This is a genomic window from Streptomyces sp. CA-250714 (assembly GCF_050936705.1).
Lineage (GTDB): Bacteria > Actinomycetota > Actinomycetes > Streptomycetales > Streptomycetaceae > Streptomyces.
On record NZ_JBNJMI010000002.1, the window covers coordinates 3,581,287 to 3,595,986 of the forward strand.

Consider the following 14,700-nt stretch of genomic DNA (forward strand, 5'->3'; position numbering starts at 1 on the left):
GTGAAGGTCAAGCAATCACGGAAGGCGCAGGTCAGCCTGCGCATCGACCTCGCGCTCGCCGACCGTGATCGGCTCGTTGGCGTCGGGGGCAGGGCAAGCGAGAACGTCCTTCTCCCGGGCCTCGGCAGCCCGAGCCAGCAGGAGTTATCCACAGGCTCCCCTAAAGGGGAGGGCAATCGCTATAGTGGAGCCATGAGTGACCGAAACTCTCTCTCCAGTGGTCTGTCCATGACCGAGCTGGGGGCCAGGATCCGAGCCGAGCGGCGGGCGCGGGACATGGCTGTGGAGCGGCTCGCCGAGTTGAGCGGGGTGAGCCGGAGCATGGTGTCCGAGGTGGAGCGCGGGGCCAAGACGCCGAGCGTGCTGGTTCTCGACCGGCTGGCGACCGCGTTGGGCACCTCGATCGCTCGGCTTCTCGACGAACCCGTACGCCCCGGTGTGGTGGTCATGCACGGCGCTCAGCAGCAAGTGATACGGGATCCTTCCGGGTGGGAGCGGCGGATCCTGTCTCCCGTCCTCCCGGGCGTCGAGTTCGAGTTCATGCGCACGACCCTGGAACCGGGCGTGGACGCGGGGGAGTTCTCGCCGCACGCCCCGGGTTCGCACGAGTACGTGGCGGTGGAGACGGGGGAACTGCGCCTGACCGTCGACGGTGTCCCGCACCGTCTGGCGTCCGGGGACGCCGCCTACTTCCCCGCCAACCGTCGGCATGCCTTCGCCAACGACTCCGCTGACGTGTGCGTCTACTACCTGGCCATGGCGCTGGGCCATGCAGCCGACCCGCACCACCTTCACATGTCCGGAGGCCCCGATGAATGAGCTGCGACGAGCGGGCCGATCGGCCGCTGACATGGCAGTCGGTCACCTGGCCGCCGTAGCCGACGGTCCGGTGTGGCGACCGGTGGCCGACGCGGACCGCTTGTGGCTCGCCCAGCAGCCGCTGCCCGGGGCGGGGCGCCCTGTGGCGGAACTGCTGCACGACGTACGGGACCGGATGCTGCCCTATCCGATGGGCAACGGGCACCCCAGATTCTTCGGCTGGGTCAACTCACCGCCCTCGCCGGCCGGAGTCCTGGTCGCCCCGCTGGCCGCAGCCATGAATCCGAGCTGCGCCGGAGGAGACCACGCCGGAGTCCTGCTGGAGCGCACCGCCGTGCGGTGGCTCGCGGAGTTGGTCGGCTTCCCGCACCCGCCCGGTGCCGGGCTGCTGACCAGCGGCGCCTCCATGGCAACCGTCATCGCGCTGGCCACTGCCCGGCAGCGGGCGATCCGGCAACAGGGCCACAACGTGCGCGAGACGGGCCTGTACGGACAGCCTCCACTGGCGGTCTACCTGTCAGCCGAGGGGCACAGCTGTCTGCGCAAGGCAGCGGAACTCCTCGGCCTGGGCAGCCATTACCTCCGCACCGTCCCGGTCGACGGCGCATATCGCATGGACACCGGCGCACTGCGCCGCCTGGTCGCTGCGGACCGGGAGGCGGGCGTACGTCCGATGCTCGTCGCGGCCGGCGCCGGAACGGTCAACACCGGCGCCGTCGACCCTCTGGAGGAAATCGCGGAGACCGCCCGTGAGCACGAGCTGTGGTTCCACGTCGACGGCGCATACGGCGCACTCGGGGTTCTCGATGAAGGAACCCGCCCCGCCTATGCCGGCCTGGAACAGGCGGACTCCCTCGCGCTGGACCCGCACAAATGGCTCGGCGTACCCGTCGATGCCGGATGTGTCCTCTTCCGCGACCCCGTCGGCCCGCGCGACACTTTCAGCCTCGTACCGCCCTACCTCCGCGACGACGAGGCCGACGACCTGGGCTGGTTCTCCGAATACGGCCCCGAACAGACCCGTCCGTTCCGCGCGCTGCGTGTCTGGGCCACGATCGCGCACCTCGGCCGCGACGGCATCGCCCACCTGGTGCGGCGAACCACCCAACTCGCCCGTGCCCTCGCCGACATGATCGAAGCCTCCGACGACTTCGACCTGCTCGCCCCGGCCGTCACTTCCGTCGTCGCCTTCCGCCACCGACCCAAGGCACTCGACCCCGGCACGACGGAGGCACTGAACGAGGCCATACCGGCCGCCGTACAGCGGCGCGGGCGGGCCTTTCTCACCGGCACTCGGCTGTCGGACACGGCAGCCCTGCGCGCCTGCGTCCTCCACCCGGACACCACCGAGGCCGACCTCACCGTCCTGCTGGACGAAATCCGGGCCGCAGCAAGGGAGATCAGCCCATGATCAGCCCATGAGCTGAGCCACCCGCACCGGGTCGCCGGGGGAGGGGACAGGTGCGGACCGTGATCCCTTGAGGGTGTTCCGACACCGGAAGTAGACGGTGGCCCTGCGCCTGGCCGCCGACTCACCGGAGGGCGCACGCCGCCTGGCAGAGGCCCTGCAGGACTCCGCCCAGGCAGTCGAGTTGCTGGTCGAGAACCACAGCGGGCACCACCGCACCGGCGTCCGTCCCACAGATGCCGTTGCCAGCGGCGAAGCTGCAGCCGATACCGGACTGAACGTCGTCAGTCAGGCGGGTGCATCCGGATCATTGATACCGAAGCTAAATCACTTCCTCCCCCCGCCGCCTACCTGTTCGACTGCGGTGCATGACACAGAGCGAGCAGGACAGCACACAGGTCGCCACGCGGCGGACGGCACTGGTGACCGGCGCGGCGGGAGGTATCGGCGCCGCCGTGGCCGTACGGCTGGCGCGGGACGGGTTCGCGGTCGGAGTGCTCGACCTGGCCGAGGACGCCTGCGCCGGTACCGTCGGGGCGATCACGGCCGAGGGCGGATCCGCGACGGCGGTCGCCGCGGATGTCTCGGACGAGAGGGCGGTCGGCGCGGCCGTGCGGCACGTCGCCGACCTCCTCGGGCCGCCGACCGTCCTCGTCAACAACGCGGGGTTCGCCCGGGCCGCGAGCGTCGGGGAGATGACGACTGCGCAGTGGGACGCGGTCCTCGGCGTCAATCTGTACGGCGCCTTCTTCGCCACCCGTGCCGTCGTTCCCCATATGAAGTCGGCGGAGTGGGGCCGCGTCGTCAACATCTCCAGCATCTCCGCGCTCGGCGACGCGGGCCGTATCGGCTACGCCAGCGCGAAGGCCGGGCTGCTCGGCTTCACCAAGACGCTGGCCCTCGAACTGGGCCCGCACGGCGTCACCGCCAACGCCATCGCGCCCGGCTTCGTCGTCAGCGACATGACCCGCGCCTCGGCGCGCAGGCTCGGCCTCACCTTCGAGGAATTCCAGCGCAGGGCCGCCGAATCGGCCCCGGTCGGCCGGGTCGGCACCCCGGAGGACATCGCGCATACGGCGTCCTTCCTGGCAAGCCCGGCAGCCGGTTTCGTCTCGGGGCAGGTCATCTACGTGGCGGGCGGACCGGTGGACTGAGTTCCGGCGCGGGACCGAAGCAGGGGCGCACGCGGAACCGGGACGCGGCGCGGGACTCAGATACGGAGCGCCGCTCCCGGCCTCACCGCCGCTGTGCCCTCGGCGCCCGGTCAATGACGTCTCAGTGAAGCCTCAATGCCGCCCCAGCACCTCCGCGATCCGCGTGAACCCCTCCGTCCCGTGCCCCAGTCCGATGGTGCGGCGGGCCCAGCCCTCGGCTGCGCGCATCACGCCCGCGTCGATGCCGTGCTCCTCCGAGGCGTGCACGATGTGCGTCATGGTGGAGGCCGCCGAGGTGAGGGGGTTGCCCTCGCCGGAGAAGGTGCCGTCGTCCATCTCAGCCGCCGTCTCCTCGAAGATCGGCGGCAGGATCGCGGCGATGCCCTTGGCGAACGGCGCCAGTTCCCGTCCGCTGATGCCCTCCGCGCGGGCCACCGCGAGGGCGTGCGCGTAGCCCGCCATCGCGGTCCAGAAGATGTCGAGCAGGGCGATGTCGTGGGCCGCCGCGCGACTGATCTCCGTACCGAGGTGGGTGTGGGTGCCGCCCAACGCCTCCAGTACGGGCAGGTGCTGCTCGTACAGCTCGCGCGGGCCGCTGTGCAGGAAGACCGCGTCGGGGGTGCCGATGGTGGTGGTCGGCGTCATGATCGCGCCGTCCAGATAGCGGATGCCGTGCCGGTCAGCCCAGTCGGCAGCCTCCCGGGCGCGGGCCGGGGTGTCGGCGGTCAGGTTCACGACCGTACGGCCCTTGAGCGCCTCGGTGACGGCGTCCCGCCGCAGCACCGCGTCCACCGCGTCGTAGTTGACCACGCAGACGACGATCAACTCGGCCGCCGCGACCGCCTCCTCGGCGGCCGCCGCGCTCAGTGCGCCCCGTGTGACCAGCTCCCGGTCCTTGCCGGGGGTCCGGTTCCAGACGGTGGTCCGTATCCCGGCAGCCAGGAACGCGTCGGCCAGTGCCCGTCCCATCGGCCCGAGCCCGAGCACCGTGACGGCGGACGGGGCCCCGGAAGACAGGGGGGCGGTGGGTTGTTCGTTGGACGAAGGCATGACTCAACTCCCGTACGCATAAAGTGAACAGCAACAAGCAGTGGCAATTGACGACAAAGGGGACGATGAAGACGCGCAGCCGTGCCCAGGACCCGAACGTGTGCGGGGTGACCGCCGCGATCGCCGTGATCGACGGCAAGTGGAAGACCGCCCTGCTCTGGCTGCTGGAGTCGGGCCCGCGCCGCCCCGGCGAACTCCGCAGAGACCTGCCGGGGCTCACCGAGAAGGTGCTGACTCAGGCGCTCCGCGAGATGGAGACCGACGGCCTCGTGCACCGCGAGGTGTACGACGTACTGCCGCTGAAGACCGAATACTCGCTGACCCCGTTCGGCCGCGACCTCGCCGAGGCGCTGGCCCCCTTGTCCGACTGGGGCCACCGCCGCCTGGCGAAGCTCACCGGGGCCACGGCATCCCCGACGCCGGTCTCCTGACACCGCGTCACCGAATAGCCACCTCCCCGGCTGTCTGTCTCCTCGCCCCTCCGGGCCGGTCGGTCGCCGACCGACCACCACCAGACTCGCGCGACGCCCGGCCGGTGCCAAGTACCCACAAAAAGGTGGCCAGGGGGAACGCGTGACGGAACGCCGCATCAGCGTGGCGACCAACCGTTCCAGTTCCAGTTGCCGACGCCCCGCGCCCGGTTCCGGTAAGGGGGTGCCCCTGCCCGACGTTCGCGGGCTGCGGGTAGGTCGGGCTGGTCGCTCCCCCAAGTTCTCGGCTTCGCTCGAACAGGGGGGACCCCCAACGCGGCGGAGCCGCACATGAACACAGCCCCGCGCCCCTGACGAGGCGCAGTCCCCACGCCGGGCACCGCCCGCGCAGCGACACACTTGCAAGCGACGTGCTTGCAATAGTTAGCGTTCGGGTGCACTCTGGGGACATGGCCTCGCTCAATGTCGGGAACCTCGGCGAGTTCCTGCGGGAACAACGGCGGACCGCGAAGCTGTCGTTGCGGCAGCTCGCGGAGGCCGCCGGGGTCTCGAACCCGTATCTGAGCCAGATCGAGCGCGGCCTGCGCAAGCCGAGCGCGGAGATCCTGCAACAGCTGGCCAAGGCGTTGCGGATCTCGGCGGAGACGCTCTATGTGCAGGCCGGGATTCTCGACGAGCGGGACCGGCAGGACCTGCTGCAAGTCCCCGCCGCGATCCTCGCGGACTCCTCGATAAACGAGCAGCAGAAACAGGCGCTGCTCCAGATCTACGAGTCGTTCCGCAAGGAGAACGCACAGCAGCGGGCGACCGTCCACGACGTGGCGGACCCGCCCGCCGAGGGGTCTCGGCAGCCGGAGTAAGGACAACAGCGGAGCAAGACACCAAAGGGGCCGCAACGGTGCGGGCCACCGGCACCGGACGTCACGCAACAGCGCGGGACGGACGGCCCTGTCAGGCGAGTTGAGCCACGAAAGGCGTACCCTCATGCCCATCGCGAACGATCTGCGCAAGACCCTCACCGACCCGACGCCCCTCTACTTCGCCGCCGGCGTCGTCGACAAGATCCGCGAAGAGGCGCCGCAGGCCCTCGCGGCGGTCCGGGAGACGGACCCCAAGGAGGTCCAGGCGAAGCTCACCCAGCAGGCCAAGGAGACCCAGGCCAAGGTGAGCGAGACCCTCAGCGGGCTGGACACCGACCTCAAGAAGCTCCGTGAGCAGGCCCAGCACCTCGCGCTGCAGGGTGTCGGCGTCGCGGCGGAGTACGCCGTCAAGGCCCGGGAGACCTACGAGGAGCTCTCGGTCCGCGGCCGCGAGGCGGTCAAGAACTGGCGCGGCGAGGGCGACGAGACCCCCGAGGTGACCGTCGAGCGCGAGCCCGTCCAGTCGGTGAAGATCGCCGAGCCGCCGGCCGAGGAGACCTCAGCAGCGGACACCGGCAGCAAGACGGCTGGTACCAGCACGGCCGCCAAGAGCAGCACCGCCGGCAGCGGCAAGACCACGGGCACCGCCAAGAGCAGCAGCGGCAACGGCACCAAGTCCGCCACCGCCAAGAAGTCGAGCACCGCCCGTAAGACGACCGGCGACACCACCACACCCTCCCCCCGGAAGTCGACTCCCAAGACCGAGTCCTGACCCCCGTGGGACGCCGCGGAGGCAGAGCGCGGAACGGGCCGGGCACCCTTCACGGGCCCGGCTCGTTCCATGACTGCTGGGGTACGGTTGCGGCAAAGCCCCTTCGAGACCGCGTCAACCAAGGCGATCCGTCCGACCGAGGCGATCGCGCCAGGGACCGACACCGACCGGGAGTGTGAGCACCATGCTGTTCGCGGGCTTTCAGGCCACAGTCATCGGGCTGATCACCGTTGTGCTGCTCGCCCTGTCCGTGTTCGCCTTCGCGGACGCCGCCTTCCGGCGGGAGGATGCCTACCGGGCCACCGACAAGCAGAACAAGCAGTTCTGGCTGATCATCCTGGGCCTCACGGTCCTGGTGAACCTGCTGGTGCCGATGTTCCTGCTGAAGATCATCGGGCTGATCGCCACGATCGTCTACATCGTCGACGTCCGACCGGCACTCAAGCAGGTCATGGGCAACGGCCGCGGCCGCCGCCCGCGCGGCGGAAGCAGCAGCGACGGCCCGTACGGACCGTTCAACGGCAGGTGACGACGATCGGCGAACGGTGACGACGATCAACGGCCGGTGACGACGATCAACGATTGACGACCGCGCGGCCGTCGAGTGCGGAGCCGGGCACGGAGCCGGGCTCCTACGCTTTCACCGGCCACGGTCCAGCAGCAGGACCGCCACGTCGTCGGTCAGCTCGCCTCCGTTGAGGCGGCGTACCTCGTCCATCGTCGCGTCCAGCAGTCCCTGCCCCCGCGCGCCCGCGGCCAGCCGCTGGGCCACGATGTCGAGCATCCCCTGCTGACCGAGCCGCTCCCGGCTCGGCGCACGGCCCTCCCTCGCGCCCGTCTCGGTCCGTATGTCCGTACGAGCCTCGTCCACACGGCCCTCGTCCACACGGCCCTCGATCAACCCGTCCGTGTACATCATCAGGCTCCAGGAGCGTCCCAGCCTGACCTCGCGGCGCGGCCAGCGCGCGTTCGGCAGCAGCCCGAGCGCGGGCCCGCTCCCGTCCTCCGGCAGCAGCCGGGGCACCGGCGCCGCGCCCGCACCGTCGCCAGCGAACAGCGGTGAGGGGTGCCCGGCCAGATAGACCCCGGCGCTGCGGCCGTCGGCGGCGATGTCGACTGTGCACAGCGTCGCGAAGATCTCCTCGCTGGCCCGCTCGTTCTCCAGCACCTTCTGCAACGTGCTCAGCAGCTCATCGCCGCACAGCCCGGCGAAGGTCAGGGCGCGCCAGGCGATCCGCAGTTCGACACCGAGTGCCGCCTCGTCGGGACCGTGTCCGCACACATCGCCGATCATGGCGTGGACGACGCCGTCCGGAGTGCGGACCGTGTCGTAGAAGTCGCCGCCCAGCAGCGCGCGGGACCGGCCGGGGCGGTAGCGCGCGGCGAACCGCAGGTCGCTGCCCTCCAGCAGCGGCCGGGGCAGCAGTCCGCGTTCCAGCCGGGCGTTCTCCTGGGCCCGCAGCCGGGTCTCGGTGAGCTGGCGCTGGGCCAGGTCGGCCCGTTTACGCTCCACGGCGTAGCGGATGGCCCGCATCAGCAGTCTGCCGTCCAGCTCGTCGCGGAAGAGGTAGTCCTGGGCACCGACCCGTACGGCCTCGGCGGCCCGCTCCGCGTCGCTGCCGTCCGTGAGCGCCAGTACGGCGTGCCGCGGGGCCATCCGCAGGACCCGGCGGAGGATGTGCAACTCGTCGGGCTCCGTCGCCGAGCGGGAGCCGGGGCCGGAGCCCGAACCGGTGGGGGAGCCGGTCTCGGACGCGGCACCAGCAGTCGGGCCGCCGGAAGCCGCACCCGCACCGCCACTCGTGCCCGAAACACCTGAAGCACCCGAAGTGCGGGAAACGCCGGAAGTACCCGAAGCGCCCGAAGCGGAAACCCCAGAAGCACCACCGACCCCGGCAGCCCCGCCCACCCCGGGAGCCGCGCTGCCCGGCACACCGCCGATACCGGGTATGGCGCCGCCCGGCGCGATCTCCGGGAGCTCGGCCGGGAGGCCCTCGACCGGTGTCTCGTCCGCGTCGCCGCGCGCCTCGCAGGGCAGCGCCAGGTCCAGCAGGATGCAGTGGACATCGTCCGTGAGCAGCCGTGCGGCCTCGGTGAGGTTGCGGGCCGTACGGACCCGTACGGGCCTGCCGTACGCGTCGAGCATGCGGGGCACGCTGAGCGCACCGGCTGGATCATCCTCGATGACCAGCAGGGTCAGGCTGCCGCCGGGTCCCGGCGCGGCCTGCCGGGCCGGCGCGCCGGCGGTCTGTGCCGCCGCCCCGGCCAGGGGCGCGCTTACGGGCATGCTGAAAACCTCTCCCTCCCCCGAGGGCGTGGTGCACGCGCCGAGCGGCGGCACCGTGACTGAGCCCGGTACGGCGTGCGGTGGTCGGGCGCTCGTCGGTCCCGGGCTATCGGACAGGACCATAGCGCCCTCGTACAGATGGACGGAATGGCTGACGATAATCCGCCTCTGTCATATGCCCACATCAGAATGGGAGTTCACGCCGCGATACAGCCGTTTTCGCCGACCCTCACATGACCAAGCTCACGCGCTGAAAACCGTAAATCGCGCACGCCGGGAAAATCCGCCCGGAATTCCCTTCACCGTCTCCCTCATCGATCCGTATGCGCTATTTGTCCGGGCGTACGACGCCGAGGATCGGCATGGTGCCGGCTCCCTCGACGGTGATCTGCCGACCGGTGCGCGGCGCGTGCAGCAGGGCTCCGTCGCCGACGTAGATCCCCACGTGGCTGGCGTCCTTCTTGTAGATGATCAGGTCGCCGGGGCGCATCTTCTCCACCGGCACATGCGGCAGCTGTTTCCACTGCTCCTGCGAGGTACGCGGAATGTGCACACCCGCCGCCTCCCAGGCGCGCATCGTCAGGCCCGAGCAGTCGAAGGTGCTGGGGCCCTCGGCGCCCCAGACGTAGTCCTTGCCGAGCTGCTTGGTGGCCCATGCGATGGCACGTCGGCCGGCCGGGGACGCCTTACCGTTGAGCCCCTTCAGTACGCCGGATTTCAGCCACTTCGCCTGCCGCGCCTTCGCCGCCTGGTCCTCCAGCTTCCGCAGCCGCTCGCGGTCCGCCTTCTCGAGGCCGGATTCGATCTTTTTGGCCTGCTTCAGCTGCGCGGTGATCTTCTTTTTCGCGGCGGCCTTCTTCTTGCGGGTCTGCTCCAGTTTCTTCCATTCGTCCGTGGCGTCCTCGGCGTATCTCCGCAGCGTGCCGCGGGTCTTGGTGAGAGTGCCGATGAAACCGCGGGTTGCCCGCTGGCCCTTGCGGGCCAGGGAGACGCCGTGCAGGAACTTCGCCGGGTCGTCGCCGAGCATCAGCTTGGCCTCGTCCGGCATGCCGCCACCGCGGTACTGCGCGCGGGCCATGGCGCCCGCCGTCTTGTTGAGTTCGTCCAGCTTGCCCTGGGTCCTGTCGATGCGTTTGGCGAGCTTGACGATGTGCTTCTGCTGCTTCTTCGCGGCGTCCTCGGCCGCGTTGTACGCGTCCGTCGCCGAGCCGGCTTTGTCGTGCAGCCGCTCGATCTGCCGACGGATCTGCTCCAGGCCCGGCTTGTCGGCGCCGCCCGGGCCCGGCTGCGCCGGTGCGGCGTACGCGGTGCCGAGCGAGGGCCCCGCGAGCGCCATGGTGCAGGCCAGCACGAGTGTGCCGTACCGACCGGGCGGTAGGGTCGAGCTGGTCTGCCGTTTCACCCGGGCCACCCCCTGGTTATGGTCAACTTTGGCCAACGGGCGGATGGTGCCATGCCGGCCCGGAAGACAACAGAGGAATGTACTGACGAGTATCAATGAGCGCCGCCCCTGACGTGCAATCCGGGGGTCGGCACCGGGCTGACCGCCGAGGTTCACTCTGTGTTCACCCAGCTCCGTCGGCCGCTTCACTTGATCTGTCTAATTTCGGCCCTACCAAGAGCGCGGCACCCCCCGAGACATGGACTGCGCCCCGTAGCCAGAGAATCCGACGGCCGGCCGGTCGTCGCTCCCGGGCCCAGGAAGGAACTGAACGAAAGTGAAGCTTCAGCGCACGCTCCGGCTCCGCACCGCTGCTGTCGGCGCTCTCACGGTCTGTGGCGCCCTGGCCCTGAGCGCCTGCGGCTCCGACGACAACTCCGGCGGCTCCGGCGGGGACACGACCAAGGCCGCCAGCAAGATCAAGTGCGACGGTGAGGGCAAGCTCCTCGCGTCCGGCTCCAGCGCGCAGAAGAACGCCATGGACATCTGGACGCAGACCTACCAGTCGGCATGTAGCAGCACCCAGATCAACTACAAGCCCACCGGCTCGGGCGCGGGCATCCAGGAGTTCCTCCAGGGCAAGACGGCCTTCGCCGGCTCCGACTCGGCGCTCAAGCCGGAAGAGGTCGCCCAGACCAAGAAGGTCTGCAAGGGCGGCCAGGGCATCAACCTGCCCATGGTCGGCGGCCCCGTCGCCATCACGTACAACCTCAGCGGCGTCGAGGACCTGGTGCTGGACGCGGACACGCTGGGCAAGATCTTCGACTCGAAGATCACCAAGTGGAACGACCCCGCGATCAAGAAGCTCAACCCGGACGCGAAGCTCCCGAGCAAGAAGATCCAGGCGTTCCACCGCTCCGACGAGTCGGGCACCACGGACAACTTCACCAAGTACCTCAACACCGCCGCGCCCGCCTCCTGGAAGCACGAGCCCGCCAAGGCGTGGGCCGGCAAGGGCGGCCAGGGCGCCGACGGCTCGTCCGGCATCGCCACGAACGTCAAGCAGAACGACGGCTCCATCGGCTACGTCGAGCTCTCCTACGCCACTGGCAACGACCTGAGCACGGTCAAGCTGGACACCGGCGCCAAGGAGCCGGTCGAGGCCACCACGGAGAACGCCTCGAAGGCCATCGCGGACGCCAAGGTCGTCGGCCAGGGCAAGGACCTCGCCCTGGAGCTGAACTACAAGACCAAGGCCGAGGGCGCCTACCCGATCACCCTGGTGACGTACGAGATCGCCTGCGACAAGGGCAACAAGAAGGAGTCGCTGGACGCGACGAAGTCCTTCCTGAAGTACACCGCCAGTGAGGACGGCCAGAAGGCCCTCGAGGACAAGGGCTACGCCCCGATCCCCGACGAGATCATCTCCAAGGTCCGCACCACGGTCAGCGGCCTGAGCTGACCCGGGCTTCCGCCGGAAGCACGAGACGAGATGGGCCGGCGGTGCCCGGCGCACCGCCGCCCACTCACTCCCCGTACGCAAGCAGCGCCCTGAAGATCACCATTCGCCAGGGTGCGAACGATCCGGTGCACCGCCAAAGGGCCGCCCGCGAACCAACGCCAAGCGCGCAGCGGCCCGCACCGTCAGACCGGAGAAACCATGGCTACCGAAACCCCTCCCGTGACAGCGGGCCCCGCGACGGCGGCGCCGCCCGCGAAGGGCGCCACGCGCAAGGGTGACCGAATATTCCTCGGGCTCTCCCGGGGCTCGGGGATCGCCCTTCTGGTGATCATGGCGGCAATCGCCGTCTTCCTCACCTGGCGAGCGGCGCTCGCCATCAACGCCGACGAGGTCAACTTCCTCACCAGCTTCGAGTGGGACGCCAACGCGACCCCGCCCCGCTTCGGCATCGCGGTCCTCGCCTTCGGCACCGTCGTCAGCTCGATCATCGCGATGGTCCTCGCGGTGCCGGTCGCCGTCGGCATCGCGCTGTTCATCTCGCACTACGCGCCGCGCAGGCTCGCGACCCCGCTCGGCTACGTCATCGACCTGCTGGCAGCCGTCCCCTCCATCGTCTACGGCCTGTGGGGCGCGCTCTTCCTCGTGCCACATCTGACCGGCCTCTACGAGTGGCTGGACCAGTACCTCGGCTGGACGGGGATCTTCACCTACGAAGGCGGCGCGGCCCGCTCCCTGTTCACGGTCGGCATCCTGCTCGCGATCATGATTCTGCCGATCGTCACCAACGTCTCCCGCGAGGTCTTCCGGCAGTCGCCGAAGATGCAGGAGGAGGCGGCCCTCGCACTGGGTGCCACCCGGTGGGAGGTCATCCGCATGTCGGTGCTGCCCTTCGGCCGCTCCGGCGTCATCAGCGCCTCCATGCTGGGCCTGGGCCGCGCGCTGGGCGAGACGATGGCCGTCGCCACGGTCCTCTCCCCCAGCTTCCTGATCAAGACCAGCCTGCTGGAGCCGGGTGGCGGCACGTTCGCGCAGAACATCGCCGCGGGCTTCAAGGAGGCCGGATCCATGGGCCGGGACGCGCTGATCGCCTCCGGTCTGGTCCTCTTCGTCATCACCCTGCTGGTCAACGGCGCGGCCCGACTGATCATCGCGCGCCGCAAGGAGTACTCGGGAGCGAACGCATGAGCCAGACAGCTGTGGCCGACGCCCCCGTCGACGGCGCGCCGCTGCCGCTGCCCAAGCTGCGCCAGCCCCGGCTGCCGCGCTGGGCCCCGGTCGGCCTCGCCGCACTCGCGGCCGCGCTCGGTGTCGGTATCGGCATGGTGGGCGGGCTGGAAAGCCGCATCCAGTGGGGCCTGATCGCCGCCCTGCTCTACCTCGTACTGACCGCGGGCATCGCCGGCGCCGTCGAGGGCGCCAGGCAGGCCAAGGACCGGCTGGCGACCAGCGTGATCTGGGTCTGCTTCCTGGTCGCCGTCGTACCGCTGGCCTCCCTGCTGTGGGAGACGGTCGCCCGCGGGGTGAAGGTCCTGGACGGCTACTTCCTGACCCACTCCATGAGCGGAGTCATCACGCTCGAGCCGGGCGGCGGTATCAACCACGCGCTGGTCGGCACCCTGCAACAGGTCGGCCTGGCCACCGTGATCGCGGCGCCCATCGGGCTGCTGACGGCGATCTACCTGGTCGAGTACGGCACCGGGCGGCTGGCCAAGGCCATCACGTTCTTCGTGGACGTCATGACCGGCATCCCCTCGATCGTCGCCGGCCTGTTCATCCTCTCGTTCTGGATCATCATTCTCGACTTCGGCTACTCCGGCTTCGCGGGCGCGATGGCGCTGGCGATCCTGATGATGCCGATCGTCGTCCGCTCGACGGAGGAGATGCTCAAGCTCGTCCCGAACGAGCTGCGTGAGGCGTCGCTGGCGCTGGGTGTGCCGAAGTGGAAGACGATCCTCAAGGTCGTCCTGCCGACCGCCGTTGGCGGTATCACCACCGGCATCATGCTGGCCGTCGCCCGCATCGCGGGTGAGTCGGCCCCCATCCTGCTGCTGGTCTTCGGCTCCGCCGAGATCAACAACAACCCCTTCGAAGGCGCGCAGTCCTCGCTCCCGTACTACATCTACGAGCAGTGGGCCCTCGGCAACGAGCCGTCCTACGACCGCGCCTGGGCAGCCGCCCTCGTGCTGATCGCCTTCGTCATGATCCTCAACCTGGTCGCCCGCGGCATCGCCCGCTGGAAGGCCCCCAAGCACTAAGACGGTGATTCCCATGGCCAAGCGCATCGACGTCAGCGGCCTCTCCGCCTACTACGGCAACTTCCGTGCCATCGACGACATCTCCATGACCGTCGAGCCCCGCTCCGTGACCGCCTTCATCGGCCCCTCCGGCTGCGGCAAGTCCACCTTCCTGCGCACCCTCAACCGCATGCACGAGGTGACGGTCGGCGGGCGCGTCGACGGCAAGGTGATGCTGGACGACGAGGACCTGTACGGCCCCGGGGTCGACCCCGTCTCCGTACGCCGCACCATCGGCATGGTCTTCCAGCGGCCCAACCCCTTCCCGACCATGTCGATCTACGACAACGTCGCGGCGGGGCTGCGGCTGAACGGCGAGGCCAAGAAGAAGGACCTCGACGAGATCGTCGAGCGCTCCCTCAAGGGCGCCAACCTGTGGAACGAGGTCAAGGACCGGCTGAACCGGCCCGGCTCCGGGCTCTCCGGCGGTCAGCAGCAGCGGCTGTGCATCGCCCGGGCCATAGCCGTCGAGCCGCAGGTGCTGCTGATGGACGAGCCCTGCTCGGCGCTCGACCCGATCTCCACCCTCGCGATCGAGGACCTGATCGGCGAGCTGAAGTCGCGCTTCACCATCGTGATCGTGACGCACAACATGCAGCAGGCGGCGCGGGTTTCCGACCGCACCGCCTTCTTCAACCTCGCCGAGGTGGGCGCTCCCGGGAAGCTCATCGAGATCGATGACACGGAGCGGATCTTCTCCAACCCGTCGGTCCAGGCCACCGAGGACTACATCTCCGGCCGCTTCGGCTAGGCCCTCGGGCCGGGCCGGCCTTTGACCGCCC

At 69.7% G+C, this 14,700-nt stretch carries 14 protein-coding genes; 11 read left to right on the top strand and 3 right to left on the bottom strand.

Annotated features, from left to right (window positions below):
- Nucleotides 1–192 precede the first annotated feature (192 nt).
- The 3 genes from ACQEU8_RS34925 to ACQEU8_RS34935 all read left to right on the top strand — a co-directional run bounded on the left by ACQEU8_RS34925 (nt 193) and on the right by ACQEU8_RS34935 (nt 3,381).
- Nucleotides 193–819, top strand: coding sequence for a helix-turn-helix domain-containing protein (locus ACQEU8_RS34925; protein ID WP_433108350.1), 627 nt, complete (start codon nt 193–195; stop codon nt 817–819).
- Nucleotides 820–850: 31 nt separating this feature from the next.
- Nucleotides 851–2,230: a pyridoxal phosphate-dependent decarboxylase family protein gene (locus tag ACQEU8_RS34930; RefSeq protein ID WP_433108352.1), complete on the top strand. Its 1,380-nt coding sequence runs from the start codon at nt 851–853 to the stop codon at nt 2,228–2,230.
- A 365-nt stretch (nt 2,231–2,595) separates the two neighbouring features.
- Nucleotides 2,596–3,381: an SDR family NAD(P)-dependent oxidoreductase gene (locus tag ACQEU8_RS34935; protein ID WP_433108354.1), complete on the top strand. Its 786-nt coding sequence runs from the start codon at nt 2,596–2,598 to the stop codon at nt 3,379–3,381.
- A gap of 132 nt (nt 3,382–3,513) precedes the next feature.
- Here the strand turns inward: ACQEU8_RS34935 and ACQEU8_RS34940 are convergent, their stop codons facing one another.
- Nucleotides 3,514–4,431 carry an NAD(P)-dependent oxidoreductase gene (locus ACQEU8_RS34940; protein ID WP_433108356.1) on the bottom strand — a complete coding sequence of 306 codons (918 nt, stop codon included), beginning with the start codon at nt 4,429–4,431 and terminating at the stop codon, nt 3,514–3,516.
- A 65-nt stretch (nt 4,432–4,496) separates the two neighbouring features.
- Between ACQEU8_RS34940 and ACQEU8_RS34945 the strand changes: the two genes are divergently transcribed.
- From ACQEU8_RS34945 to ACQEU8_RS34960, 4 genes are all read left to right on the top strand, one after another.
- On the top strand, nt 4,497–4,862 hold the full coding sequence (locus tag ACQEU8_RS34945) for a winged helix-turn-helix transcriptional regulator (RefSeq protein ID WP_433108357.1): 366 nt from the start codon (nt 4,497–4,499) through the stop codon (nt 4,860–4,862).
- 449 nt (nt 4,863–5,311) lie between these two features.
- Complete coding sequence (locus ACQEU8_RS34950) at nt 5,312–5,722, top strand: helix-turn-helix domain-containing protein (RefSeq protein ID WP_433108359.1); 411 nt, start codon at nt 5,312–5,314, stop codon at nt 5,720–5,722.
- Between the two features lie 124 nt (nt 5,723–5,846).
- Complete coding sequence (locus tag ACQEU8_RS34955) at nt 5,847–6,494, top strand: hypothetical protein (RefSeq protein WP_433108361.1); 648 nt, start codon at nt 5,847–5,849, stop codon at nt 6,492–6,494.
- Nucleotides 6,495–6,678: 184 nt separating this feature from the next.
- Nucleotides 6,679–7,023: a DUF2516 family protein gene (locus ACQEU8_RS34960; protein WP_433108937.1), complete on the top strand. Its 345-nt coding sequence runs from the start codon at nt 6,679–6,681 to the stop codon at nt 7,021–7,023.
- Nucleotides 7,024–7,134: 111 nt separating this feature from the next.
- On the opposite strand, the gene ACQEU8_RS34965 is transcribed toward ACQEU8_RS34960, so the two are convergent.
- Both ACQEU8_RS34965 and ACQEU8_RS34970 read right to left on the bottom strand, forming a co-directional pair.
- Nucleotides 7,135–8,640, bottom strand: coding sequence for a PP2C family protein-serine/threonine phosphatase (locus tag ACQEU8_RS34965; RefSeq protein ID WP_433108939.1), 1,506 nt, complete (start codon nt 8,638–8,640; stop codon nt 7,135–7,137).
- Between the two features lie 469 nt (nt 8,641–9,109).
- A complete protein-coding gene (locus ACQEU8_RS34970) occupies nt 9,110–10,117 on the bottom strand; it encodes an NlpC/P60 family protein (protein ID WP_433108941.1) in 1,008 nt (335 codons plus the stop codon).
- 382 nt (nt 10,118–10,499) lie between these two features.
- Here ACQEU8_RS34970 and pstS point away from each other — a divergent pair, with 382 nt between their 5' ends.
- From pstS to pstB, 4 genes are all read left to right on the top strand, one after another.
- Nucleotides 10,500–11,624 carry a phosphate ABC transporter substrate-binding protein PstS gene (pstS, locus tag ACQEU8_RS34975; protein ID WP_433108363.1) on the top strand — a complete coding sequence of 375 codons (1,125 nt, stop codon included), beginning with the start codon at nt 10,500–10,502 and terminating at the stop codon, nt 11,622–11,624.
- Nucleotides 11,625–11,822: 198 nt separating this feature from the next.
- On the top strand, nt 11,823–12,809 hold the full coding sequence (pstC, locus tag ACQEU8_RS34980; RefSeq protein WP_433108365.1) for a phosphate ABC transporter permease subunit PstC: 987 nt from the start codon (nt 11,823–11,825) through the stop codon (nt 12,807–12,809).
- Nucleotides 12,806–13,879, top strand: a complete 1,074-nt coding sequence (gene pstA, locus ACQEU8_RS34985) for a phosphate ABC transporter permease PstA (protein ID WP_433108367.1) — start codon at nt 12,806–12,808, stop codon at nt 13,877–13,879. The genes pstC and pstA overlap by 4 nt, the downstream gene beginning before the upstream one ends.
- A 13-nt stretch (nt 13,880–13,892) precedes the next feature.
- On the top strand, nt 13,893–14,669 hold the full coding sequence (gene pstB, locus ACQEU8_RS34990; RefSeq protein ID WP_433108369.1) for a phosphate ABC transporter ATP-binding protein PstB: 777 nt from the start codon (nt 13,893–13,895) through the stop codon (nt 14,667–14,669).
- Nucleotides 14,670–14,700 lie beyond the last annotated feature (31 nt).